We start from the raw sequence: 23,506 nt of genomic DNA, 5'->3' as shown, positions 1-23,506 counted from the left end.
AAGGGTGACGGCATGCGGCAGTCCGCGCCGGCCGGTCACCTCCCAGCGCTGCACTTGCCGGTGTTGTACACGCAGGTCATGGAAGGGCTGCAGGTGAAAGAGGACGGAACATACCTGGACGGCACCTTCGGGCGCGGAGGCCACGCGCGCGGCGTGCTGCAACAACTCGGCCCGGGAGGCCGGCTGCTGTTGATGGACAAGGATCCCGACGCGATCGCGCATGCCGAACAGATGTTCGCGGGCGACGCGCGCGTGGCGATCCGTCGCGGCAGCTTCGCCTCGATGGCGCAATGGGACGAAACCGCCGCAGGCCTGGATGGCGTGCTGCTCGACCTGGGCGTGTCGTCGCCCCAGCTCGATGTCGCCGAGCGCGGCTTCAGCTTCGGCAAGGATGGTCCGCTGGACATGCGCATGGATCCCGATGCCGGCGAAAGCGCCGCCGACTGGATCGCCCGCGCCGAAGAGCGCGAGATCGCCGACATCCTCTGGACCTACGGCGAAGAGAAGCAGAGCCGCCGCATCGCGCGCGCCCTCGTCGCGCGCCGCGCCACCCAGCCGTTCGTGCGTACCGCCGACCTGGCCGCCGCGATCGCGTCGGTGATGCCGCGCGGCGACAAGATCCATCCGGCCACGCGCAGCTTCCAGGCCATCCGCATCCACATCAATCGCGAGCTGGCCGATCTCGAGGCAGGACTGGACGCGGCGCTGGTGCGGCTCAAGGTGGGTGGCCGGCTGGCGGTGATCAGCTTCCATTCGCTGGAAGACCGCATCGTCAAGCAGTTCATCAACCGGCACGCGAAGGCACCGCCAGCCAATCGACGCTTGCCCGTGGCGGATACCTTCGTGCCCACGCTGCGTGCGATCGGCAGTGGACAGAAAGGCGAACCCGACGAAGTCTCCTCCAACCCGCGCGCACGCAGCGCGGTGTTGCGCGTGGCGGAGAAGCTGGAGGTGGCGGCATGACCCGCTTCCTGCTGATCGTGCTGGTGCTGGCCAGCATCGCCTCGGCGATCGGCGTGGTGTACGCGCGCCATCGCCACCGCGTGCTGTTCGATGAAGTGACGCGGCTGGAGCGTGCCCGCGACGAACTGAACGTCGAGTTCGGCCGCCTGCAGCTGGAGCAGGCCACCGTCGCCGAGGCCACGCGCATCGACCAGGTGGCACGCGTCCGCCTGGGCATGAAGTTTCCCGAGACGGCTGACGTGGTGGTGATCAGGCCATGAATGCCGCGCCCGCGAAAAACCGCAACCGCGCCCGGTTCAACCTGCGCGGACGCCTTGCGCTGGTGCTGGGAGCGATGGGCCTGTGCTCGATCAGCCTGGTCGGTCGCGCAGCCTATGTGCAGCTGATCAACCACGACTTCTACCAGCGGCAGGGCGATGCGCGCTTCCTGCGCGAGATCCCCATCCCCACCTCGCGCGGCATGATCACCGACCGCAATGGCGAGCCGGTCGCGGTGTCGTCCCCGGTGGAATCGGTATGGGGCAATCCGCAGGAGCTGTTGAAGGCGCCGGATCGTCTGCCCGAGCTGGCGAAGGCGCTGGGCGTGCCGGTCGACCACCTGACCAACCGCCTGTCGCAGCGTGCCGACAAGGAATTCCTGTACCTCAAGCGCCGGATCAATCCGGACGAGGCGCAGCGGATCCTGGCGCACAAGATTCCCGGCGTGTTCTCGCAGCGCGAATTCCGCCGCTTCTATCCGCAGGGGCCGGCGATGGCCCACGTGCTGGGCTTCACCAACATCGACGACCGCGGCCAGGAAGGCCTGGAACTGGCGTTCGACGAATGGCTCAGCGGCACGCCCGGTGCCCAGAAGGTGATCCGCGACAACCGCGGCCGCATCGTGGAGAACGTCGACCTGATCCGCTCCGCACAGCCGGGCAAGGACCTGACGCTCAGCATCGACCGCCGCATCCAGTACCTCGCGCACCGCGAGCTGCGCAATGCACTGCTCGAGCACCAGGCCAGCAGCGGCTCGATCGTGATCATGGACGTGGCCACGGGTGAAGTGCTGGCGATGGTCAACCTGCCGACCTACAACCCCAACGCGATCGAGCGGGTGAAGCCGGACGCGCGCCGCAACCGCGCACTGACCGACATGATCGAGCCGGGCTCGACGATGAAGCCCTTGACCGTGTCGACGGCGTTGAGGGCCGGCGTGGTCACGCCCTCGACGCTGATCAACACCAATCCGGGCTACATGGCGTTGAACAGCCGCTACACCATCAGGGATGTTCCCCGGAACAACGGCGTGCTGACCGTCACGGGCGTCATCACCAAGAGCTCGAACATCGGCTCGATCAAGATTGCAGAGAAGCTCCCGAACGCCTACTTCTACGAGAGCATCCACAGCTTCGGCTACGGCCAGAAGCCCGGCAGCGGCTTCCCGGGCGAGTCCGCCGGCATGCTGGCGCCGCCGGATCGCTGGAATGGCCTGCAGAAGGCGACCATGTCGTACGGCTACGGCCTGGCGGTCACGCCGCTGCAGATCGCGCGCGCCTACTCGGCGCTGGGCAATGGCGGCCGGCTGGTGACGCCGACGTTCGTGAAGGGCCAGCGGGGCGAAGCGCCGCAGGTGCTGGATCCGGCGATCGCGCGCGAAGTCGTCGGCATGATGGAAACCGTGGTGACCGAGGGTGGCGCCAAGCGTGCCGGCGTGCTCGGCTATCGGGTGGCGGGCAAGACCGGTACGGCCCGCATCGCGTCCGGCGGTGGTTACGCGAAAGGTCGCTACGCGTCGTTCTTCGCCGGCCTGGTGCCCGCCAGCAATCCGCGTTTCGCCGCCGTCGTGGTGATCAACGATTCGCAGGAAGGCGGCTATTACGGCGGCCTGGTCGCCGCCCCCGTATTCCACGACGTGATGGACGGAACGTTGCGCCTGATGGACGTGCCGCCGGATGACATCGAGGCGTGGCTCGCCGCGCAGGCCAGGAACACGCAGAAGCCCAACGGAGGCAGCGCACCCGTGCCGGCGGCCCTCGTCGACGACGCCGTCGACACGATGGACCCGTCCGCGTTCGACGCCCCGCGGGCCGTGTTGCCGGCGACGGGGGCGACGCGATGAGGCGGATGATGGCCCTGGCCGAACTGCTGCCCGACGTGGAGGTGCCGCGCGACATCGTCGTGCGTGGCCTGACGCTGGACAGCCGCAGCGTGCAGCCGGGCGATGCCTTCGTCGCCATCGCCGGGTTCGGTGCGCATGGCCTGAACTTCGCCGCACAGGCGAAGGAAAACGGCGCCAGCGCGATCCTGTTCGAGCCGCCGGTGCCGGACGGGCTGGAGGCGCCGCGCGATGCGATCGCGGTGCCCGGCCTGCGCGCGCGCATGGGCGTCATGGCCGACCGCTTCCACGCGGCGCCGTCGCACGACATGAAGATGGTCGGTGTCACCGGCACCAACGGCAAGACATCGACCGTGCAGCTGCTGGCGCAGGCGTGGCACCTGCGCGGCGTGCGCTGCGCGACCGTGGGCACCTTGGGCGCCGGCATGTACGGCGAAGTGGTGCCCACCGGCTTCACCACGCCGCTGGTGCTGCAGATGCATGCGCTGCTGGCGCAGTTCCGCGACGCCGGCGCCAAGGCCGTGGCGATGGAAGTCAGTTCGCATGCGCTGGACCAGGGCCGCGTGGACGCCGTGCATTTCGATGTCGGGATGTTCACCAACCTCACCCGCGACCATCTGGACTACCACGGCGACATGGAACGCTACGGTGCCGCGAAGTCGCTGCTGTTCTTCCGTGCCGGCCTGAAGGCTGGCGTGGTCAATCTCGACGATGCCTACGGGCGCGACCTGTTCGCGCGCCTGCCGCATGGCGTGCAGCGCATCGGCGTGAGCTCGCGCGGACAGGCCGAGGCCAGCGTGCGCGCGGATGCACTGCGCCTGGACGGTAACGGCATCGCGTTCGAACTGGTCGTCGGCGACGACGTGCAGCCCGTGCAGTCGCGCCTGCTGGGGCGCTTCAACGTGGACAATCTGCTGGCGGTCGCCGGCGCGCTGCATGCACTGGGCGATACCACGGCCGACATCGCGCGCACGCTGTCGCGCCTGGCGCCGATCCATGGCCGGATGAACCGGCTCGGCGGCGACAGCGATGCCGCAGGCAACCTTCGCCCGCTGGTCGTCATCGACTACGCGCACACGCCGGACGCGCTGGAACAGGCGCTGGCCAGCCTGCGCGACCACGTGCAGGGCAGGCTCTTCTGCGTGTTCGGCTGCGGCGGCGATCGCGACGCGGGCAAGCGTCCGCAGATGGCCGCGATTGCCGAGCGCCTGGCGGACGTGGTGGTGGTTACCGACGACAATCCGCGCACCGAAGAGGGCGACCGCATCGTGGCGGACATCATGGCGGGCTTCTCCCGTCCGGACGCCGTCACGGTGCAGCGCGACCGCGCACAGGCGATCGCGCAGGCGATCGCGCAGGCCGGCGCCGACGACATCGTGCTGGTCGCAGGCAAGGGTCACGAGCCTTACCAGGAAATCCATGGCGTGAAGCACCCGTTCGATGACACCGCCGTGTCGCGTCAGGCACTGGAGGAGCGCCGATGAAGCGTCTTCCCCTTTCCCTGTTGGCGCACTGGGCGGGCGGTGAACTGCTGGGCGATGACCTCGTGATCGGCTCGCTGACCCACGATACGCGCACGCTGGTGCCGGGCAGCCTGTACGTCGCCCTGCGCGGCGAGCGGTTCGATGGCCATGATTTCGCCTACGACGCGTCCATGCGCGGCGCTGCTGCAGTGCTGGTCGACCATGAGGTGAAGGTCGACGTGCCGCAGGTCGTCGTGCCGGACACGCTGCTGGCGATCGCGCGCATCGCCGCCGGCCTGCAACGCGACCGGGTGGAGAAGACCGTGGCCATCACCGGCAGCAACGGCAAGACCACGGTCAAGACGCTGGTGGTCTCCATCCTGCAGCGCGCCGGCGTCACCTACTTCAATCCCGGCAACCGCAACAACGAGATCGGCTTGCCGATGGCCGTCATCGACGCGCCCGACGATGCCGACTTCTCGGTCTACGAGATGGGTGCGGGGAAGCCGGGCGACATCGCCTACCTGACCGACATCGTGACGCCGGAAGTGGCGCTGGTGAACAATATCGCGGCCGCCCATCTGGAGCGCATGGGCTCGTTGATGGGCGTGGCGGAGACCAAGGGCGCCATCTACGATGCCTTGCCCGCTGACGGTACCGCGGTGATCAACGCCGACGATGCCTTCGCCGAGTACTTCGCCAGCCGCGTGCCGGATCGCCGGATCCTGCGCTTCGGCCTGGAGACCACGGCCGACCTCTCCGCGCGCGATATCCGCGCGACGGCGGAGGGTTCGGACTTCGTACTGGTCGCTCCGCACGGCGAGGTGGGCGTGAGCCTGCACCTGCCGGGCCGGCACAACGTGTTGAATGCGCTGGCGGCCGCCGGCATCGCGATGGCTTGCGGCGTATCACTCGCCATCATCGCCGAGGGCCTGTCGGCCGCGCAGCCGGTGGCGGGTCGCCAGGTGGCGCACGTGCTCGCCAATGGTGCGGTGGTGATCGACGACAGCTACAACGCCAATCCGGGCTCGCTGGTGGCCGCCATCGACACGCTGGCCGCGGCGAGTGCGCAGGCCGGTGGCGAAGGGTGGCTGGTACTCGGGGACATGCGCGAGCTGGGCGACGATGCCGAGGCGCTGCATGCCGATGCCGGTCGTCGCGCCAAGGCCGCCGGGATCCGTCGCCTGTACACGCTGGGTCCGCTCAGTGCCGCCGCTGCCGCCGCCTTCGGTGAAGGCGCGCATCCGTTCGACAGCCACGCTGCGCTGGCCGATGCCCTGGGCATCGAGCTGCGACCCGGCGTGCGCTGCCTGGTCAAGGGGTCGCGCGGCAGCGCGATGGACCGGATCGTCGCCATCTTGCTGTCCACCGGGGAGGACACATCGCATGTTGCTTGAGCTGGCTCGCTGGTTGCAGAGCCTGGAGAATTTCTTCGGCCTGTTCGGCTACCTGACGTTCCGCGGCATTCTCGCTGCGCTCACGTCGCTGTTCCTGTCGCTGTGGCTCGGCCCGGCGGTGATCCGCAAGCTCGGCCAGTTGAAGGGCGGGCAGCCGATCCGCAAGGACGGCCCGCAGTCGCACTTCTCCAAGGCCGGCACGCCGACGATGGGCGGCGCGCTGATCCTGGTGACGGTGCTGCTGTCGGTGCTGCTCTGGGGCGACCTGCGCAACAAGTACGTATGGGTGGTGCTGCTGGTGATGGCGACGTTCGGCGCCATCGGCTGGTACGACGACTGGATCAAGATCGTCAAGCGCGATCCCAACGGCCTGAAGTCGCGCTGGAAGTACCTGCTGCAGTCGATCTTCGGCCTTGCCGCCGGCCTGTATCTCTATCTGTATGCCGACGTGCCGGCGGCGACAACCTTCTATGTGCCGTTCTTCAAGTCGATCGCGCTGCCGCTGGCGGGCATCAGCTTCGTCGCCATTGCGTACTTCTGGATCGTGGGCTTCTCCAACGCCGTCAACCTGACCGATGGCCTGGATGGCCTGGCGATCATGCCCACGGTGCTGGTGGCCTGTGCGCTGGGCGTGTTCGCCTACGCCTCGGGCAACGCGGTGTTCTCCAGCTATCTGCAGATCCCGCAGGTGCCGGGCGCGGGCGAGCTGACCATCATCTGCGCCGCGATCGCGGGCGCCGGCCTGGGCTTCCTGTGGTTCAACACGTATCCGGCGATGGTGTTCATGGGCGACATCGGCGCACTGGCGCTCGGCGCCGTGCTGGGCACCATCGCGGTGATCGTGCGCCAGGAGCTGGTGCTGGTGATCATGGGCGGCATCTTCGTCATCGAGACGCTGTCGGTGATGATCCAGGTGGCGTCGTTCAAACTGACCGGCAAGCGCGTGTTCCGCATGGCGCCGATCCACCACCACTTCGAACTGAAGGGCTGGCCGGAGCCGCGCGTGATCGTGCGCTTCTGGATCATCTCCGTCGTGCTGGTCCTCATCGGCCTGGCCACGTTGAAGGTGCGCTGATGAACGACACGCCGCGCCAGGCCACACGTCTTGAAGCCATCGGGGGCCGCTTCGACCCCTGGTTGCTCGGCGCCATGCTGGCGCTGGCGTCGCTGGGCGTGGTGATGGTGGCGTCGGCGTCGATCTACCAGCACGGCAATCCGTTCTACTACCTGGTCCGCCACGGCATGTTCCTCGTCGCCGGCGCGGGACTGGCGTGGTGGGTGATGCGTACCGAGCTGAAGAGCATCGAGGCGCGCAACCACCTGCTGCTGTTGGGGTGCGTGGTGTTGCTGCTGCTCGTGTTCGTGCCCGGGCTGGGCGTGAGCGTGAAGGGCGCGCACCGCTGGATCAACCTGGGCGTGTCCAACTTCCAGGTGGTGGAAGCGGTGAAGGTGTTCTTCATCGTCTGGCTGGCCAGCTACCTGGTGCGATTCCGCGACGAGGTCAACGCAACCTGGGCCGCGATGCTCAAGCCGTTGGGCGTGGTGGTGGTCCTGGTCGCGCTGCTGCTGATGCAGCCGGACTTCGGTTCGTCCTCGCTGCTGCTGGCGATCACCGCCGGCATGCTCGTGCTCGGTGGCGTCAACATGCCGCGCATGTTCGGTCCGGTGCTGGTGGGCCTGCCGATCCTTGCGGTGATCGCAATCGCCGAGCCGTACCGCATGCGCCGGCTGACCTCGTTCTCCGATCCCTGGGCCGACCCGTTCGGCAGCGGCTACCAGCTGACCAATGCGCTGATGGCGATCGGTCGCGGCGAGTGGGGCGGCATCGGCCTCGGCGGTTCGGTGCTCAAGCTCAACTATCTGCCGGAAGTGCACACCGATTTCATCTTCTCGGTGATCGGCGAAGAACTTGGCTTCGTGGGTGTTTGCCTGGTGGTGGCGCTGTACGCGCTGCTGGTGGGGCGCGCCTTCGTCATCGGCCTGCGTTGCGTGGAAATGCGCAGGCACTTCGCGGGTTACATCGCATTCGGCGTCGCGCTGTGGATCGGCATGCAGAGCTTCGTGTCGATGGGCGTGAACCTGGGCCTGCTGCCGACCAAGGGCCTGACCCTGCCGCTGATCTCATCGGGCGGTTCCAGCATCCTGATGACCTGCGTGGCGATGGGCCTGCTGCTGCGCGTGTCCTACGAACTGGAGCGCACGCAGCGCCAGGTCGCGCTGCGCGGGGAAGTGATCCAGGGTGCGGGCGATTCGCCTGCGCCGGTCGATCCGCGCCCGGTGCCTGCCGCGCCTGCTTCGTTCTCGCAGACGCTGCGCGGCACCAGCCGCCTGCAGCAACGCGTCGAGCCCACGTTCGAGAGGATCGCATGAGCAGTGCGGGCGCTCCCGTCATGATCATGGCCGGTGGTACCGGCGGCCACATCTTCCCCGCGCTGGCCGTGGCGAAGGTGTTGCGCGCGCGCGGCGTGCCGGTGGTCTGGCTGGGTGCGGACGGGGCAATGGAAACGCGCCTGGTGCCGCCGCACGACATTCCGCTGGACACGCTGGCCATCACCGGCCTGCGCGGCAAAGGCAGGTTGGCGTTGCTGGGTGCGCCCGTGCGCGTGCTGCGCGCGATCCGCGCGGCAGGCTTCGTGCTGCGCCGCCGCGCACCGAGGTCGGTAGTGAGTTTCGGTGGTTTCGCGGCCGGTCCCGGCGGTGTCGCCGCGCGCCTGATGGGTTTGCCGCTGCTGGTGCACGAACAGAACCGCGCTGCGGGCTTCACCAACCGCATGCTGGTGAAGGTCGCGCGCCGCGTGATGACCGGTTTCCCCGGTGCGTTCCCGTCGCGCGAAGAAGTGGTCGGCAATCCGGTGCGGGACGAGATCGCGGTGCTGCCGCCGCCGGCCGAACGCCTGGCGGGCCGCAGTGGCCCGCTGCGGGTGCTCGTGTTGGGCGGCAGTCAGGGCGCGCGTGCGCTGAATCTCGCAGTTCCGCAGGCCATCGCGACGTTGCCGGCGGGCAGCATCGAAGTACGTCATCAATGCGGCGAAAAGCTGCGCGACGAAGCCGCCCGGGCCTACGCCGACGCCGGCGTGGCCGCAAGCGTGGAAGCCTTCATCACCGACATGGCGGCCGCGTACGCGTGGGCCGATCTGGTTGTCTGCCGCTCCGGCGCCTCGACCCTGGCCGAGCTATGCGCGGTCGGCGTCGGCAGTGTCCTGGTGCCGTTCGCGCAAGCCGTCGATGATCACCAGACCCGCAATGCCGAATACCTGGTCGAGGGTGGCGCAGCCGTGCTGCTGAAGCAGGACGACACGCTGGCCGACGCGCTGGCCACCACGCTGCGGCAGCTGGTTGGCGACAGCGACAAGCGCCTGGCCATGGCGCAGGCCGCGCGCGCGCTGGCGAAGACCGATGCGGCCGACCGCATCGCCGACATCATTCTCGAGGAAACAACGAACATGAGGACGCAGGCATGATGATGGCTGCTGCACGCGAGCGCCGCCTGCAACACACCGGCAACCTGGCGAAGGAGTTCCGCCGCGTGCACTTCGTCGGCATCGGCGGCTCCGGCATGAGCGGCATCGCGGAAGTGCTGTGCACGCTGGGTTATGAAGTATCCGGTTCGGACAACGCCGACAACGCCGCGACCCGTCGCCTGGCGTCGCTGGGTGCGCGCGTGATGCGCGGCCACAATGCCTCCAACGTGCTGGGCACCGATTGCGTGGTGGTCTCCAGTGCGATCAGGCAGGACAACCCCGAACTGATGGAAGCGCGCAGCCAGCGCATCCCGATCGTCCCGCGTGCGGCGATGCTGGCCGAGCTGATGCGTTTCCGTCGCGGCATCGCGGTCGCCGGTACGCACGGCAAGACCACCACGACGAGTCTCACGGCCGCCGTGCTGAGCGAAGGCGGGCTGGATCCGACCTTCGTCATCGGTGGCCAGCTGCTCGCGGCCGGTGCCAACGCCAAGCTCGGCGACGGGCAATGGCTGGTGGCGGAAGCCGACGAAAGCGATGGCAGCTTCCTGCGCCTGAATCCGCTGATCTCCATCGTCACGAATATCGACGCGGATCATCTCGAAAACTACGGCAACGACTTCGAGCGCGTGAAGGCGGCCTTCGCCGAATTCCTGCAGCGCCTGCCGTTCTACGGCCTGGCGGTGCTGTGCATCGACGATCCGGAAGTCGCCGCCATTGCCGCGGAAACGCCGCGCCACGTGATGAGCTATGGCTTCGCGGAGAACGCCGACGTGCGTGCCGAAGACGTGGAGCAGGACGGCGGCCGCATGCATTTCACCCTGCGCCTGCCGGAGGACGCGAGCATCCGCGTCAGCCTGGCGTTGCCGGGGCGCCACAACGTGCAGAACGCGCTTGCTGCGGCGGCCATCGGATGGCAGCTCGGCGTGTCGCCGGAGAACATCGCGGCTGCGCTGGAGAAGTTCGCCGGCATCGGTCGCCGCTTCAACGACCTGGGCGAGATCGCCACGCCGCAGGGCGCGCGCGTGCAGCTCGTCGATGACTACGGCCATCATCCGAAGGAACTGGCGGCGGTGTTCGCCGCCGCACGCGGTGGCTGGCCGCACAAGCGGCTGGTCGTGGCCTTCCAGCCGCACCGTTACAGCCGCACGCGCGACCAGTTCGATGCATTTGCCGCGGTCCTGTCGGAGGTCGATGCGCTGGTGCTGAGCGAGGTGTACCCCGCCGGTGAGCAGCCGATTGCAGGCGCCGACGCGAAATCGCTGGCGCGCGCCATCCGTGCGCGTGGCCGCAACGAACCCGTGGTGGTCAGCCAGGTCGCGGACCTGGTCGACGTGCTGCCGGACGTGTTGCAGGACGGCGACCTGTTGCTGCTGATGGGGGCCGGTGACATCGGCCACATGTCGCAACACATCGCCGCGCATGGCTTCACCGCGAAGGACCCGGCATGACCACCGTGACCGTGCAACCGCCGCGTTTCAAGGATCCGGCCCGTTTCGGCCGCGTCGCCGTGCTGATGGGCGGCGTGTCCAGCGAGCGCGAAGTGTCGTTGAACTCGGGCCAGAACGTGTTGGCGGCGCTGCTGGCGCGCGGCGTGCAGGCGTTCGCCGTCGATGGCGTGCCGGCCCTCATCGAGGCGATCCGCGCGGGCAAGGTCGACAGGGTGTTCAACATCCTGCACGGCGGCGATGGCGAGAACGGCGTGCTCCAGGGCCTGCTGCAGTCGCTCGGGGTGCCGTACACCGGCCCGGGCGTGCTGGGTTCTGCGCTGACGATGGACAAGATCCGCACCAAGCAGGTGTGGCAGGCGGCCGGTCTGCCGACCGCAGGCTTCGTGCGGATTCCGCCGGGTGGCGACCTCGCGGCAGCGGTCCGCACGCTGGGCTTCCCCGTGTTCGTGAAGCCGAGCGCGGAAGGGTCCAGTGTCGGCGTGTTCCGCATCCTGGGTGAAGACGACCTCGTGCCCGCCGCGACGTTCGCATCCACCTACCCCGGCGAGCTGCTGGCGGAGCAGATGCTGACCGGCGGCGAGTTCACCGTGGCCGTCCTGGGCGACCTCGCACTGCCGTCGGTGCGGATCGTGCCGGCGCAGGGCTGGTACGACTACCACGCCAAGTACATCGCCGACGATACGCAATACCTCTGTCCCGGCCTGGATGACGCGGCCGAGGAAACACAGATCCGTGCACTGGCGCTCGAGGGCTTCCGCGCCGCCGGCTGCAGTGGCTGGGGGCGGGTCGACGTGATGCGTCACGCGGACGGACGTTTCCTGTTGATGGAGGTCAACACCGCCCCGGGCATGACGAGTCACTCGCTGGTGCCCAAGGAAGCGGCGCAGGTCGGCATCGGTTTCGAGGAACTGTGCTGGCGCATCCTGGAGCAGACCGTGCCGGAGGTCGCCGGCTGATGAATGCCGCCCTGCGCATCATGGCCTGGTTGCTGGCGCTGGCGCTGGTCGCGCTGCCGGTCGTGGCCGTGGTCAATGGCTGGATCGGCGCCGACCGGTGGCCGTTGTCCAGGCTGCGCGTGCAGGGCGAGTTCGAACGCGTGGACGCGGCGCAGTTGCAGGCCGCCGTGCTGCCGTACGCGAAGCGCGGCTTCTTTGCCGTCCCGCTGGAAGACGCCAAGCACGCGGTCGAGCGGTTGCCGTGGGTGGAACGCGCGGACGTGCGCAAGCGCTGGCCGGACGTGCTGGAGGTACGCATCACCGAGCACAAGCCGTTCGCGCGCTGGGGCAATGACAAACTGCTGTCCGAGCACGGCCGCCTGTTTCCGCTGCCGAAGGAGCTCGCCGGCCTGGATCTGCCGCAACTGGGTGGGCCGGACTCCCAGGTGCAGGAAGTGACGGCGCTCTACAACGAATCGCGCCAGCTGTTCGCGCCGCTGGGCCTGGACGTCACCACGCTGGTGATGGATGCGCGCGGCAGCTGGTCGCTGCTGCTGGGCAACGGCACCCAGGTGGTCGTCGGCCGCACCGATGCGCGTCCACGCCTGGGCCGCTTCGCGCGGATGCTGCCGCAGCTGCTGGCCACCGCGCAGGCACAGCCGCTGGTGCGCGCGGACCTGCGCTACACCAACGGGTTCGCGCTCAGCTGGGGCGAAGCGCCGAAGGCGCCGCCGCCAGCTTCCACACCGTCTCCATTGCCTGCGCCGATCGCGGTCGCAGGTCGTCTTCTGCAGGGCACTACATGAATCGCAAGGGTGACAAATCGCTGATCGTCGGGCTGGACATCGGCACCTCCAAGGTGACGGCGCTGGTCGGCGAGTACGCACCGGGCAATCCGATCGAGGTGATCGGCATCGGCTCGCACGAGTCACGCGGCCTCAAGCGCGGCGTCGTCGTGGACATCGAGTCGACGGTGCAGTCCATCCAGCGCGCGATCGAGGAGGCCGAGCTGATGGCCGGCTGCGAGATCCGCTCGGTGTACGCGTCGATCTCAGGCAACCACGTGCAGTGCCGCAACTCGCCCGGCATCGTCCCGATCCGCGACGGCGAGGTGACCTGGGGCGACCTGGACCGCGTGCTGGAAGCGGCGAAGGCCGTCGCGATCCCGGCCGACCAGAAGATCCTCCATGCCATCCCGCGCGAGTACAAGCTGGACAATTCGCAGGAAGGCATCCGCAACCCGGTCGGCATGACCGGCGTGCGCCTGGAAGTGGACGCGCATCTGGTGTTCTGCGCACAGTCGGCCGCCGCCAACATCAGCAAGTGCGTGCAGCGCTGCGGCCTGCAGATCGACGACCTGATCTTCTCCTCGCTGGCCTCCAGCGTGGCCGTGCTGACCAGCGACGAACGCGAGCTCGGCGTGGTGCTGGTCGACATGGGGGCGGGCACCACCGACCTGGCGGTGTTCGTGCAGGGCGCGATCTGCCACACGGCGTCGCTGCCCATCGCCGGCGACCAGGTGACCAACGACATCGCGCACATGCTGCGCACGCCCACGCCGGAAGCCGAGCAGATCAAGGTGCGCTACGCCTGCGCGCTCGCGCAGCTGGCAACGGCGGAAGAAAGCATCCAGGTGCCCAGCGTGGGCGACCGCCCGCCGCGCCGCCTGCCGCGCCATGCGCTGGCGCAGGCGGTGCAGCAGCGTTACGAGGAGATCTTCGAGATGGTGCAGGCGGAACTGCGCCGCTCCGGGTTCGAGGAGCGCGTGCGCGCCGGCATGGTGCTGACAGGTGGCGCATCGAAGATGGAAGGCGTGGTCGAACTGGCCGAGGAAATGCTGCAGATGCCTGTGCGCGTCGGCATTCCGCAGCACGTCACCGGCCTGGGCGAAGTGGTCGGCAACCCGGTGCATGCCACCGGCGTCGGCCTGCTGCTGATGGGCAGCCAGATCGAACATCCCCGGCGTCCGTCGCTGCCCACGGGCAAGGCGGGCAGCTGGTTCAAGAAACTGCAGAACTGGTATCGCGGCGAGTTCTGAGTGAGGCGACATCCTCCGCGAAGTGAAAGGCATCACGACGTTCGTTCCACCCAGCAACACATAACTAAATAAACGAGGACAAGGACATGGCACATTTCGAACTGGTTGAAAAGATGGCCCCGAATGCGGTGATCAAGGTCGTGGGCGTGGGCGGCGGCGGCGGCAACGCCGTGGCGCACATGGTCAACGGCAGCGTGGATGGCGTGGAGTTCATCACCGCCAACACCGACTCGCAGGCGATCAAGAACTGCGGCGCCAAGCTGCAGCTGCAGCTCGGCAGCAACGTCACCAAGGGCCTGGGCGCCGGCGCGAATCCGGAAGTCGGCCGGCAGGCGGCGCTGGAAGACCGCGAGCGCATCATCGACGCCCTTGATGGCGCCGACATGGTGTTCATCACCGCCGGCATGGGCGGTGGCACCGGTACCGGCGCCGCGCCCGTCGTGGCGCAGCTGGCCAAGGAGATGGGCATCCTGACCGTCGCCGTGGTCACCAAGCCGTTCCCGTTCGAAGGCCGCCGCCGCATGCAGGTCGCGCTGAAGGGCATCGAGGAACTGAGCCACCACTGCGATTCGCTGATCACCATCCCGAACGAAAAGCTGATCACCGTGCTGGGCCGCAACGCGACGATGATCCAGGCGTTCCGCGCCGCCAACGACGTGCTGTTGGGCGCCGTGCAGGGCATCGCCGACCTGATCGTCCGTCCGGGTCTGATCAACGTCGACTTCGCCGACGTGCGCACCGTGATGAGCGAGATGGGCCTGGCCATGATGGGCACCGGCTCGGCACGCGGTGATGATCGCGCGCAGGCCGCCGCCGAAGCCGCCATCCAGAACCCGTTGCTGGACGACGTCAACCTCAACGGTGCCAACGGCATCCTGGTCAACATCACCGCCGGTCCGGACTTCACCATGGCCGAGTTCGACGAAGTGGGCCGCACCATCGAAGGCTTCGCCTCGGAAGACGCCACCGTGGTGGTCGGCACCGTGCTGGATCCGGACATGCAGGACGAAGTGCGCGTGACCGTGGTGGCCACCGGCCTGAACCGCAATGCCGCCCGCCAGCCGGTCGGCCGTGGCAGCGACCTGCGCGAGCCGATGCGCGCGCCGATCAAGCTGGTCCGCGACGCCACCACCGGGATGGCGATCGACGACGGCTTCGCCGTGGACCCGATCAGCGCCGCCACCAGCGGCATGGGCCTGCGTCGTGGGTCGGCTGCGCCGGCATCGTCCGCGCCGGTATCGGCCCCGATCGCGGCCGACCTGCCGCCGGACTACCTGGACATCCCGGCGTTCCTGCGCCGCCAGGCGGACTGATCACGTAGAAGTGGAACCCTCCCCCGTAAACAGGGGAGGGCGCAGATGATGTGCCGTTTCATCGCCGTGTCCCTTCGCTGCCGGACCTTCACCGGTCCGGCAGCCCTTTCCCGACGGCCGTAGCATTCCGTTGTTGCAGGGGTGGGACAGACCGGTTCTTCCGTTAAGATTCAGTGGTCTGCGTGATATTCTCGCTGCCCGCTCAGGTTCCCCCCACCTGCGATTCCTTCGAATGGCCCAGCAACGCACCCTCAAGAACGTGATCCGCGCGACGGGCGTGGGGCTGCACAGCGGCGAAAAGGTCTACATGACCCTGCGCCCGGCTCCCGTGAATACCGGCATCGTGTTCCGGCGCGTCGACCTGGAGCCGGTGGTGGAGATTCCCGCCAGCGCGGAGCTGGTCACCGAGACCACGCTGTGCACCGGGCTGACCTGCGAGGGCGCCAAGGTGCAGACCGTCGAACACCTGATGTCGGCGATGGCCGGCCTGGGCGTGGACAACGCCTACGTGGAACTGTCGTCGGCCGAACTGCCGATCATGGATGGCTCCGCAGGCCCGTTCGTGTTCCTGATCCAGTCCGCCGGCATTGCCGAGCAGGACGCCCCCAAGCGTTTCATCCGCATCACCCGTCCCATCGAAGTGACCGAGGGCGACAAGGTGGCGCGCTTCGAGCCGTACGACGGCTTCAAGCTGGGTTTCACGGTGAAGTTCGATCACCCGATGATCCCCGCCTCGCAGTCGCGGGCCGAAGTGGATTTCTCCACCGGCGCCTACATCAAGGAAGTCGCGCGCGCGCGCACGTTCGGTTTCATGCGCGACCTGGAATACATGCGCGAGCGCAATCTCGGCCTCGGCGGCTCGATGGACAACGCCATCGTGCTGGACGAGTTCCGCGTATTGAACGAGGACGGCCTGCGCTACACGGACGAATTCGTCCGCCACAAGATCCTGGACGCCATCGGCGACCTGTACCTCGCCGGGCGCCCCATCCTGGGTGCCTACGAGGGCTTCAAATCGGGCCATGCCTTGAACAACAAGCTGGTCCGCGCCCTGCTGGCCGAGACCTCGGCCTGGGAAGAAGTGACCTTCGAGGACCGCACCGCGCCGTCCCCGGTCACCTATGCGACGCCCGTCCTGGCGATCTGAGACGCCCGTCCGCTGCGGACGGTGACCTTGCTGTCGACCGGTTTCCCACCGTCATCACGCAGTGATGTGCGAATGGTTACGCCTTGGTCAAAATGTGAACTGTGTCAGGAAATCTGGCTGGAAATAACATTTTCCTAACCTTTGGCTAACGCCCCGACCGACGGTGGCCGGTACCATGCCCCGTCCCTCGTGATGGCCGGCTCAACATCCGCGGCGTCTACGATGACCACCCCCCGGGGTGGGCGTACCGGCGGAGTCCGGGGCGGACAGGAGGTCGAGGGCCGCTTGCAGCCCTTTGCGGGACGCCTCCGACACAGGTACGACCGGATCTTGCGCAGGCTTCACGGGATGGAGCGGCGCGAGGCTCGTCTTGGCGGTGATTTCGGTGACCGCCAGTCCGATGGATTGGGCCACGTTGATCAGTTCGGGTGCGGCCAGGCGAAGCCTAGCGTGCCACACCGGGGAATCGACGATAAAAACGAGCCGTTTGCCCGCCACGTTCGCCAACCGGCAATGGGGCGCCAGGGCAGGCGGCAGGCAGGGGCGAAGCTGCTGTTCCAAGGCGTCCAGCCACATGGCACGACGCACCGGGTCGGTGGCGGCATCCGTCAAGGCAGCCTGCAGGGCAGGTTGCGCGGTGCCGGTACGGCGCGGCTTGGACTTCGAATCAGACATCGGTATCTATGAGCTTTAAGACCATCGTAAACAATTCGCGTACCTGGTGGGCCCATGCATCGGCCCATGGTGCCTATCGAATCCGCCTCGCGTTCCACGCCCGGCCGCTCGCCAGCGCTGCGGTGCTCGTCGCCGCCGGCCTGCTGGTGGGCATGGGGGGGCGCAGCGCCCTCGGCATGGCGCAGGTCTCGATGCTGCAGGCCAAGGCCGAGCAGCGCGATACCGAGCTTGAGCAGGTCCGCCGTGGCGCCCAGCAGGAAATCAACGCCATGGCCGCGCGCCTTGGCGAGTTGCAGGCGCAGGCCAATCGCCTGAATGCGCTCGGTGAACGCCTCACCCGCGTGGGCCAGCTGCAGGACGGCGAGTTCGACTTCAACGAGCCGGTCGGCGTGGGCGGCAACGACGTGTCCTACGACATGAAGCCCGCCGACCTGACCTCCGGCGTGGACAAGCTGGAGAAGCAGTTCGCCGCGTCTGGCCGTCAGCTGTCCGTGCTGGAGGCACTGCTGTTCAACCGCGAACTCGACAGGAATGCGACCCCGGGCCGCATGCCGATCGCGAACAGCTACATCACGTCCGGTTTTGGTGGTCGCGCCGATCCGTTCGGTGGCGGTGGCCAATACCACAAGGGCATCGACTTCAAGGCCAGCGTGGGGGATCCCGTGCTCGCGGTGGCCGACGGCGTGGTCAGCTTCGCCGGCGTGAAGGGCGGCTACGGCAATGTCGTCGATGTCGACCACGGCAACGGTTACGTCACCCGCTATGCACACAACTCGCGCCTGACCGTACGTGCCGGCGACCTCGTGCGCGTGGGCCAGGAAGTGGCCAAGGCCGGTTCCACCGGTCGTTCGACGGGCGCGCACGTGCACTTCGAAGTGTGGGAGAACGAGCGTGTGGTCAATCCGCGCAAGTTCCTGGGCGAAGGCCCCACGCCGGTGGGGCAGGTCAAGCGCGGCTGATAGCGCGCGGAACCAAACGGGAAAGTCGCGGTCCTACCGCCGGCCTTGATTCCCCGGGCGGCGCCCCAAGCTACAATACGGTGTTGCCAGACAGGGCGCCTAGCGCCCTGTTTCGTTTTGGGCCCGCAACCGCCGCGCGGCCCCGGCGTCCTTTTCCCATCCGGTTCCCTACATGATCAACAACCTGCTTACCCGTGTCTTCGGCAGTCGCAACGAACGCCTGCTCAAGCAGCTGCATCGCACCGTCGACAAGATCAACGCGCTGGAAGCGGAGCTGCAGCAGCTCACCGACGAGCAGCTGAAGGCCAAGACGCCGGAGTTCCAGCAGCGCATCGCGGGCGGGGAAGCACTCGACAAGATCCTGCCCGAAGCCTTCGCGGTCTGCCGCGAAGCCAGCCGTCGCGTGCTGGGCATGCGCCACTACGACGTGCAGCTGATCGGCGGCATGGTGCTGCACCTGGGCAAGATCGCCGAAATGCGTACCGGTGAAGGCAAGACGCTGGTCGCCACGCTGCCCACCTATCTCAACGCGCTCGAAGGCAAGGGTGTGCACGTCGTCACCGTGAACGACTACCTGGCCCGCCGCGACTCCGCCTGGATGGGCCGCCTGTACAACTGGCTGGGCCTGAGCGTGGGCGTGGTGTACCCGGGCATGCCGCACGGCGACAAGAGCGCCGCTTACGCCGCCGACATCACCTACGGCACCAACAACGAATTCGGCTTCGACTACCTGCGCGACAACATGGCGATGTCGCGCGCCGACCGCTTCCAGCGCGGCCTGCACTACGCCATCGTCGACGAAGTCGACTCCATCCTGATCGACGAAGCGCGCACCCCGCTGATCATCTCCGGCCCGGCCGACGAATCGCCGGAGCTGTACATCCGCGTCAACCGCATCGTGCCCCAGCTGATCAAGCAGGAGAACGAGGAAGCGGAAGGCGACTACTGGGTCGACGAAAAGGGCAAGCAGGTGCACCTGTCCGAAGCGGGCATGGAGCACGCCGAGGAACTGCTGCTGCAGGCCGGCATCATCAGCGAGGAAGAACCGCTGTACGGCGCCAACAACCTGTCGGTCGTGCACCACCTCAATGCCGCACTGCGCGCGCATGCCATCTACCAGCGCGACGTGGACTACATCGTGCGCGATGGTGAAGTGGTCATCGTCGACGAGTTCACCGGCCGCACCCTGACAGGCCGCCGCTGGTCCGACGGCCTGCACCAGGCGGTCGAAGCGAAGGAAGGCGTGCCGGTCCAGCGCGAGAACCAGACGCTGGCCAGCGTGACGTTCCAGAACCTGTTCCGCATGTACAACAAGCTGTCCGGCATGACCGGTACGGCGGATACGGAAGCCTTCGAATTTCAGAGCATCTACGGCCTGGAAGTCATCGTCATCCCGACCAACCGCCCGACCGTGCGCAAGGATTCGCCCGACCAGGTGTTCCTCAACCGCCAAGGCAAGTTCAAGGCGGTGCTGGCCGACATCCAGGAGTGCTACCAGCGCGGCCAGCCGGTGCTGGTGGGCACCACGTCCATCGAGACGTCGGAAATGCTGTCCGAGTTCCTCACCAAGGCTGGCGTGCCGCACGAAGTGCTCAATGCCAAGCAGCACGAGCGCGAAGCGCACATCGTGGCGCAGGCCGGTCGTCCGGGCGCGATTACCATCGCCACCAACATGGCCGGCCGCGGTACCGACATCGTGCTGGGCGGTTCACTGGAAGCCGAGTACGAGACGCTGCCGGAAGACGCCAGCGACGCCGACCGCGCCGCGGTGAAGGCCGAATGGCAGAAGCGCCATGACGAAGTGAAGGCCGCCGGTGGCCTGCACATCGTCGGCACCGAACGCCACGAATCGCGCCGCATCGACAACCAGCTGCGTGGCCGTTCCGGCCGTCAGGGCGACCCGGGTTCGTCCCGCTTCTACCTGTCGCTGGAAGACAACCTGATGCGCATCTTCGCCTCGGACTGGGTCCAGAAGGCGATGAAGCTGATCGGCATGAAGGAAGACGACGTCATCGAGGACAAGCTGGTCAGCCGGCAGATCGAGAAGGCGCAGCGCAAGGTGGAAGCGCACAACTTCGACATCCGCAAGAACCTGCTCGACTTCGACGACGTCAACAACGACCAGCGCAAGGTGATCTACGCGCAGCGCGACGAACTGCTCGACGCCGATTCGGTGAAGGACAACATCGACGGCATCCGCGGCGACGTGGTCGCCGAAACGGTCGCCCGCTACGTGCCGCTGAACTCGGTGGACGAGCAGTGGGATCTGCAGGGTCTGGAGCGCGAACTCGGCGAGGAAATGGGCGTGGAGCTGCCCGTGAGCCGCTGGCGCGAGGATGCCGAGGAGCTCGATGCCGAGACCATCGAGCGTCGCGTACAGGAAGCGATGGACAAGCACTTCGCCGACAAGGAAGCGGTGATAGGCGACGAGACCATGCGGGCGCTTGAAAAGCACATCATGCTGACCGTGCTGGACAAGAACTGGAAGGAACACCTGGCGCGCATGGACTACCTGCGCCAGGGCATCCACCTGCGCGGCTACGCGCAGAAGCAGCCGAAGCAGGAGTACAAGAAGGAAGCGTTCGAGTTGTTCTCCGGCATGCTGGAACGGGTGAAGAGCGAAGTGGTGACCCTGCTGTCGCGCGTCCGCATCCGCAGCGAGGAGGAAGTCGCCGCGCTGGAAGCGCAGGAGCGCGCCATGGCCGAGGCGCAGGCCCGGCAGATGCAGTTCCAGCACCAGGATGCCGGCGGCTACAGCGCCGACGAGGAAGCCGAACAGGCCCGGCAACTGGCCGCGGCGCAGGGTGGCTACGTGCAGTCCGGTCCGATGCCGGCGCACCGCGATGCGCCCAAGGTCGGCCGCAACGATCCCTGTCCCTGCGGCAGCGGCAAGAAATACAAGCATTGCCACGGCCAGCTGGGCTGAGTCGCCGCAACACCACCCCGCCTGACGGAAAAGCCGCGCACTGCGCGGCTTTTTTCTTTGCGCGCGACATCCGGTCCGGGCGAGACTATTTGCGTCTACCTGACCGTTCCCGGCAAGCTTCTTCCATGCTTACTCCGCTGCGCTCCATCCACGTCATGGCCGCCGTCATCACCGACGCGCGCGGCCGCATCCTGCTGACCCGCCGGACGGAAGGGCGCGACCTGGCGGGGCGTTGGGAGTTTCCTGGCGGCAAGCAGGAGCCCGGGGAACGTCCCGAGGAGGCGCTGGTGCGCGAACTGCGCGAGGAACTTGGCATCGAGGCCCACGTCGGCGACCACCTCATCAGCGTGCCCCAGCAATACCCCGACAAGCGCCTGTGCCTGGAAGTGCGGCACCTGACCGGATGGGAGGGCACGCCGCGCGGACACGAAGGCCAGGCGCTGGCCTGGGTCGCCCCGGACAAGCTGATGCGCTACGACATGCCGCCGGCCGATCGCCCGGTGGTGGCCGCGCTGCTCCAGCCGGACCGCTATCTGGTCACCCCGGAGCCGGACGACGTCCCGCGCTGGCTGGATGGCTTCGAGCAAGCGGTGGCGCGCGGGACCCGTCGCGTGCAGATCCGCGCGCGCGGACTGGAGGGCGAGCCCTGGCGTGCGCTGGCCCGCCAGGCCATCGCGCGCTGCCGCGAGGCGGGCGTCGAGACGCTGCTCAACGGCGACATCGACCTGGCGCGCGAACTGCAGGTCGGCGTCCACCTGCGCGCCACGCAACTGGCGGCGCTATCGACCCGGCCGCTGCCGGAAGGACTGCCGGTCGCGGCGTCCTGCCATGCCGCAGCGGACCTGCGGCAGGCGGAGGCGCTGGGATGCGATTTCGCGGTGGTGGGCAGCATCTACCCGACCCAGAGCCATCCCGGCGGGGTGTCGCTGGGATGGCCGGGCTTCGCCGGCCTGCGCGAGGGCGTGTCGTTGCCGATCTATGCCATCGGCGGCATGACGACCGACGACATCGCCGACGCGCGCCGGCATGGTGCGCAGGGCATTGCCGCGATCCGCGGACTGTGGCCGGCCGCCGCCTAGGAAGCGCCGTGGATGACGTAGAGCCGAGTGTGTTCGGTTACGCGATGCGCTTCCGACAGGCTCCAGCAGAGCAAGCTTCGCGCTACGAGGAAACGAATCCAGCCAACGCCAGGTAGCGCAGGTGCAGTCCATCGGCTGCATGCTGCAGGTGGGCGATGTCGCCGTCGTTGACGACGATGTCGTCGGCCAGTGCGAGGCGCTCGGCGCGCGAGGCCTGGGCGGCCATCATCTTCTCCGCCAGCGCCGCGTCGATGCCGTCACGCTGCATCAACCGTGCCTTCTGCACGGCGACCGGGGTATCCACCACCACGATGCGGTGCAGCCAGGGATAGGCCCGGCGGCCCCCGCCTTCGGTGAGTAGGGGGACCGTCGCGATCGCATAGGGGCTGTCGGCAGTTCGACAGAGGGCGAGCAGCCGCGCGCGGATGGCCGGATGCAGGATCGCTTCCAGCGCACGCCGCTCCTCATCGTTCCCGAACACGCGCACGCGCAGCGCCGCCCTGTCCAGTTGGCCATCCGCCATCAGCACATCGCGCCCGAAGCGCGCCACCACGGCGTCCAGCGCAGGTTCGCCGGGGCGGACCACCTCGCGTGCGAGCAGGTCGGCATCCGCCACCGTGATGCCATGTGCGGCAAACGCCTTCTCAAGCGCACTTTTCCCGGATGCGATGCCGCCGGTCAATCCGATGAAGTAGTCGCTCATGGGCCGATTATGTACGAGCGCCCGCGGGGCGCCGCTACTTCAGGCCGGCGAAACGCAGGTAGGCGTCCACGATCTGCTGACCCCAGAAGAACACGATCCAGCCGGCGATGGCCAGATAGGGGCCGAACGGAATCGGCGTGGCGCGGTCGCGGCCCCGCATCGCCAGCCAGGCCGAACCCACCACGGCGCCCACCAGCGAGGAGATCAGGATGATGGGCAGCACGCCATTCAACCCGACCCAAGCGCCGAGGGCGGCGAGGAGCTTGAAATCGCCCCGGCCCATGCCTTCCTTGCCGGTGATCTGCTTGAACAGCCACCACACCAGCCACAGCGACACATAGCCGGCGATGGCGCCCAGCAGTGCCGGCTTGGCGGGCATGTAGAGGTTGTCGAGGCTGCCGATCAGGCCCAGCCACATCAAGGGCAGCGTCAGCTGGTCGGGCAGCAGCCGCGTGCGCAGGTCGATGCCGCTCAGCGCCACCAGATAGCAGCTCAGCAACGCCGCGCCGAAACCCTGCCAGCCGAACCCGAACCGCCATACCGAGGCCACCGCCAGCAACGCGGTCAGCAACTCCACGATGGGGTACTGGGGCGAGATAGGAGTCTTGCAGTGGCGGCACTTGCCGCGCAGGGCCAACCAGCTGAACAGCGGAATGTTCTCGTACCACGACAGCGCCGTCTTGCAGTGCGGGCAGTGCGAGCGTTCCACCACGATGCCGGGAGGCGGCGGATCGTAGATCTCCGGCTCTTCCAGCACCTCGCGGGCGTCACGCTTCCACTCCCACTCCAGCCGCCGCGGCAGCCGCAGAATGACCACATTGAGGAAGCTGCCCACCAGCAGGCCCAAGCCTGCCACCACCGGGTACCCCAGTTCGGGGTGCTGATCGAGGAATGCCAC

General features: G+C 67.7%; 20 protein-coding genes. 17 read left to right on the top strand and 3 right to left on the bottom strand.

Features of this window, described 5'->3' with window-relative positions; all coding sequences use genetic code 11:
* The first annotated feature begins 12 nt into the window (after positions 1–12).
* From rsmH to lpxC, 14 genes are all read left to right on the top strand, one after another.
* Positions 13–963, top strand: a complete 951-nt coding sequence (gene rsmH, locus WBN46_RS10895; protein WP_337731522.1) for a 16S rRNA (cytosine(1402)-N(4))-methyltransferase RsmH — start codon at positions 13–15, stop codon at positions 961–963.
* A complete protein-coding gene (ftsL, locus tag WBN46_RS10890) occupies positions 960–1,223 on the top strand; it encodes a cell division protein FtsL (RefSeq protein WP_192202037.1) in 264 nt (87 codons plus the stop codon). The genes rsmH and ftsL overlap by 4 nt, the downstream gene beginning before the upstream one ends.
* Positions 1,220–3,064: a penicillin-binding transpeptidase domain-containing protein gene (locus tag WBN46_RS10885; protein ID WP_337731521.1), complete on the top strand. Its 1,845-nt coding sequence runs from the start codon at positions 1,220–1,222 to the stop codon at positions 3,062–3,064. The genes ftsL and WBN46_RS10885 overlap by 4 nt, the downstream gene beginning before the upstream one ends.
* Positions 3,061–4,545 carry a UDP-N-acetylmuramoyl-L-alanyl-D-glutamate--2,6-diaminopimelate ligase gene (locus WBN46_RS10880; protein ID WP_337731520.1) on the top strand — a complete coding sequence of 495 codons (1,485 nt, stop codon included), beginning with the start codon at positions 3,061–3,063 and terminating at the stop codon, positions 4,543–4,545. Before WBN46_RS10885 ends, WBN46_RS10880 begins: the two co-directional genes overlap by 4 nt.
* On the top strand, positions 4,542–5,921 hold the full coding sequence (gene murF / locus WBN46_RS10875; RefSeq protein WP_337731519.1) for a UDP-N-acetylmuramoyl-tripeptide--D-alanyl-D-alanine ligase: 1,380 nt from the start codon (positions 4,542–4,544) through the stop codon (positions 5,919–5,921). Before WBN46_RS10880 ends, murF begins: the two co-directional genes overlap by 4 nt.
* The gene (gene mraY, locus WBN46_RS10870) at positions 5,911–6,996 is read left to right on the top strand and encodes a phospho-N-acetylmuramoyl-pentapeptide-transferase (RefSeq protein WP_337731518.1); all 1,086 of its coding nucleotides are present in this window, start codon (positions 5,911–5,913) and stop codon (positions 6,994–6,996) included. The genes murF and mraY overlap by 11 nt, the downstream gene beginning before the upstream one ends.
* Positions 6,996–8,291 carry a putative lipid II flippase FtsW gene (ftsW, locus tag WBN46_RS10865; RefSeq protein ID WP_337731517.1) on the top strand — a complete coding sequence of 432 codons (1,296 nt, stop codon included), beginning with the start codon at positions 6,996–6,998 and terminating at the stop codon, positions 8,289–8,291. Before mraY ends, ftsW begins: the two co-directional genes overlap by 1 nt.
* A complete protein-coding gene (gene murG / locus WBN46_RS10860; RefSeq protein ID WP_337731516.1) occupies positions 8,288–9,382 on the top strand; it encodes an undecaprenyldiphospho-muramoylpentapeptide beta-N-acetylglucosaminyltransferase in 1,095 nt (364 codons plus the stop codon). Before ftsW ends, murG begins: the two co-directional genes overlap by 4 nt.
* On the top strand, positions 9,382–10,833 hold the full coding sequence (gene murC / locus WBN46_RS10855) for a UDP-N-acetylmuramate--L-alanine ligase (protein WP_337731917.1): 1,452 nt from the start codon (positions 9,382–9,384) through the stop codon (positions 10,831–10,833). The genes murG and murC overlap by 1 nt, the downstream gene beginning before the upstream one ends.
* A complete protein-coding gene (locus WBN46_RS10850) occupies positions 10,830–11,789 on the top strand; it encodes a D-alanine--D-alanine ligase (RefSeq protein WP_337731515.1) in 960 nt (319 codons plus the stop codon). Before murC ends, WBN46_RS10850 begins: the two co-directional genes overlap by 4 nt.
* On the top strand, positions 11,789–12,574 hold the full coding sequence (locus WBN46_RS10845) for a cell division protein FtsQ/DivIB (RefSeq protein WP_337731514.1): 786 nt from the start codon (positions 11,789–11,791) through the stop codon (positions 12,572–12,574). Before WBN46_RS10850 ends, WBN46_RS10845 begins: the two co-directional genes overlap by 1 nt.
* Positions 12,571–13,806 (top strand): cell division protein FtsA, encoded by a 1,236-nt coding sequence (ftsA, locus tag WBN46_RS10840; RefSeq protein WP_142125704.1) that lies wholly within the window; start codon positions 12,571–12,573, stop codon positions 13,804–13,806. Before WBN46_RS10845 ends, ftsA begins: the two co-directional genes overlap by 4 nt.
* An 86-nt stretch (positions 13,807–13,892) precedes the next feature.
* Positions 13,893–15,119 carry a cell division protein FtsZ gene (ftsZ, locus tag WBN46_RS10835; RefSeq protein WP_192202029.1) on the top strand — a complete coding sequence of 409 codons (1,227 nt, stop codon included), beginning with the start codon at positions 13,893–13,895 and terminating at the stop codon, positions 15,117–15,119.
* Between the two features lie 232 nt (positions 15,120–15,351).
* Positions 15,352–16,266: a UDP-3-O-acyl-N-acetylglucosamine deacetylase gene (lpxC, locus tag WBN46_RS10830; protein WP_192202028.1), complete on the top strand. Its 915-nt coding sequence runs from the start codon at positions 15,352–15,354 to the stop codon at positions 16,264–16,266.
* Between the two features lie 201 nt (positions 16,267–16,467).
* Here lpxC and WBN46_RS10825 read toward each other — a convergent pair whose 3' ends face one another.
* The gene (locus WBN46_RS10825) at positions 16,468–16,941 is read right to left on the bottom strand and encodes a DUF721 domain-containing protein (protein ID WP_337731513.1); all 474 of its coding nucleotides are present in this window, start codon (positions 16,939–16,941) and stop codon (positions 16,468–16,470) included.
* Between the two features lie 8 nt (positions 16,942–16,949).
* Here WBN46_RS10825 and WBN46_RS10820 point away from each other — a divergent pair, with 8 nt between their 5' ends.
* The 3 genes from WBN46_RS10820 (at position 16,950) to WBN46_RS10810 (ending at position 21,905) form a co-directional block, all read left to right on the top strand.
* Entirely contained in the window at positions 16,950–17,900 is a 951-nt protein-coding gene (locus WBN46_RS10820) for a M23 family metallopeptidase (protein ID WP_337731512.1), read from the top strand.
* Positions 17,901–18,072: 172 nt separating this feature from the next.
* Positions 18,073–20,826 (top strand): preprotein translocase subunit SecA, encoded by a 2,754-nt coding sequence (gene secA / locus WBN46_RS10815; protein ID WP_337731511.1) that lies wholly within the window; start codon positions 18,073–18,075, stop codon positions 20,824–20,826.
* A gap of 125 nt (positions 20,827–20,951) precedes the next feature.
* Entirely contained in the window at positions 20,952–21,905 is a 954-nt protein-coding gene (locus WBN46_RS10810; RefSeq protein ID WP_337731510.1) for a Nudix family hydrolase, read from the top strand.
* Between the two features lie 82 nt (positions 21,906–21,987).
* Here the strand turns inward: WBN46_RS10810 and coaE are convergent, their stop codons facing one another.
* Both coaE and WBN46_RS10800 read right to left on the bottom strand, forming a co-directional pair.
* Entirely contained in the window at positions 21,988–22,608 is a 621-nt protein-coding gene (gene coaE / locus WBN46_RS10805) for a dephospho-CoA kinase (protein ID WP_337731509.1), read from the bottom strand.
* A gap of 34 nt (positions 22,609–22,642) precedes the next feature.
* Positions 22,643–23,506 (bottom strand): A24 family peptidase, encoded by an 864-nt coding sequence (locus tag WBN46_RS10800; protein WP_337731508.1) that lies wholly within the window; start codon positions 23,504–23,506, stop codon positions 22,643–22,645.

Origin of the sequence: Pseudoxanthomonas sp. CCNWLW251, assembly GCF_037402255.1 — a bacterium.
GTDB lineage: Bacteria > Pseudomonadota > Gammaproteobacteria > Xanthomonadales > Xanthomonadaceae > Pseudoxanthomonas_A.
The sequence above is the reverse complement of the archived record's forward strand: the minus strand, read 5'-3'. Positions and strand labels throughout refer to the sequence as shown.

Excerpts from the sequence above, each read along its gene's own strand:
- rsmH (WP_337731522.1), top strand. The coding sequence starts at position 13 with ATGCGGCAGTCCGCGCCGGCCGGTCACCTCCCAGCGCTGCACTTGCCG.
- ftsL (WP_192202037.1), top strand. The coding sequence starts at position 960 with ATGACCCGCTTCCTGCTGATCGTGCTGGTGCTGGCCAGCATCGCCTCG.
- WBN46_RS10885 (WP_337731521.1), top strand. The coding sequence starts at position 1,220 with ATGAATGCCGCGCCCGCGAAAAACCGCAACCGCGCCCGGTTCAACCTG.
- WBN46_RS10880 (WP_337731520.1), top strand. The coding sequence starts at position 3,061 with ATGAGGCGGATGATGGCCCTGGCCGAACTGCTGCCCGACGTGGAGGTG.
- murF (WP_337731519.1), top strand. The coding sequence starts at position 4,542 with ATGAAGCGTCTTCCCCTTTCCCTGTTGGCGCACTGGGCGGGCGGTGAA.
- mraY (WP_337731518.1), top strand. The coding sequence starts at position 5,911 with ATGTTGCTTGAGCTGGCTCGCTGGTTGCAGAGCCTGGAGAATTTCTTC.
- ftsW (WP_337731517.1), top strand. The coding sequence starts at position 6,996 with ATGAACGACACGCCGCGCCAGGCCACACGTCTTGAAGCCATCGGGGGC.
- murG (WP_337731516.1), top strand. The coding sequence starts at position 8,288 with ATGAGCAGTGCGGGCGCTCCCGTCATGATCATGGCCGGTGGTACCGGC.
- murC (WP_337731917.1), top strand. The coding sequence starts at position 9,382 with ATGATGGCTGCTGCACGCGAGCGCCGCCTGCAACACACCGGCAACCTG.
- WBN46_RS10850 (WP_337731515.1), top strand. The coding sequence starts at position 10,830 with ATGACCACCGTGACCGTGCAACCGCCGCGTTTCAAGGATCCGGCCCGT.
- WBN46_RS10845 (WP_337731514.1), top strand. The coding sequence starts at position 11,789 with ATGAATGCCGCCCTGCGCATCATGGCCTGGTTGCTGGCGCTGGCGCTG.
- ftsA (WP_142125704.1), top strand. The coding sequence starts at position 12,571 with ATGAATCGCAAGGGTGACAAATCGCTGATCGTCGGGCTGGACATCGGC.
- ftsZ (WP_192202029.1), top strand. The coding sequence starts at position 13,893 with ATGGCACATTTCGAACTGGTTGAAAAGATGGCCCCGAATGCGGTGATC.
- lpxC (WP_192202028.1), top strand. The coding sequence starts at position 15,352 with ATGGCCCAGCAACGCACCCTCAAGAACGTGATCCGCGCGACGGGCGTG.
- WBN46_RS10825 (WP_337731513.1), bottom strand. The coding sequence starts at position 16,941 with ATGTCTGATTCGAAGTCCAAGCCGCGCCGTACCGGCACCGCGCAACCT.
- WBN46_RS10820 (WP_337731512.1), top strand. The coding sequence starts at position 16,950 with ATGAGCTTTAAGACCATCGTAAACAATTCGCGTACCTGGTGGGCCCAT.
- secA (WP_337731511.1), top strand. The coding sequence starts at position 18,073 with ATGATCAACAACCTGCTTACCCGTGTCTTCGGCAGTCGCAACGAACGC.
- WBN46_RS10810 (WP_337731510.1), top strand. The coding sequence starts at position 20,952 with ATGCTTACTCCGCTGCGCTCCATCCACGTCATGGCCGCCGTCATCACC.
- coaE (WP_337731509.1), bottom strand. The coding sequence starts at position 22,608 with ATGAGCGACTACTTCATCGGATTGACCGGCGGCATCGCATCCGGGAAA.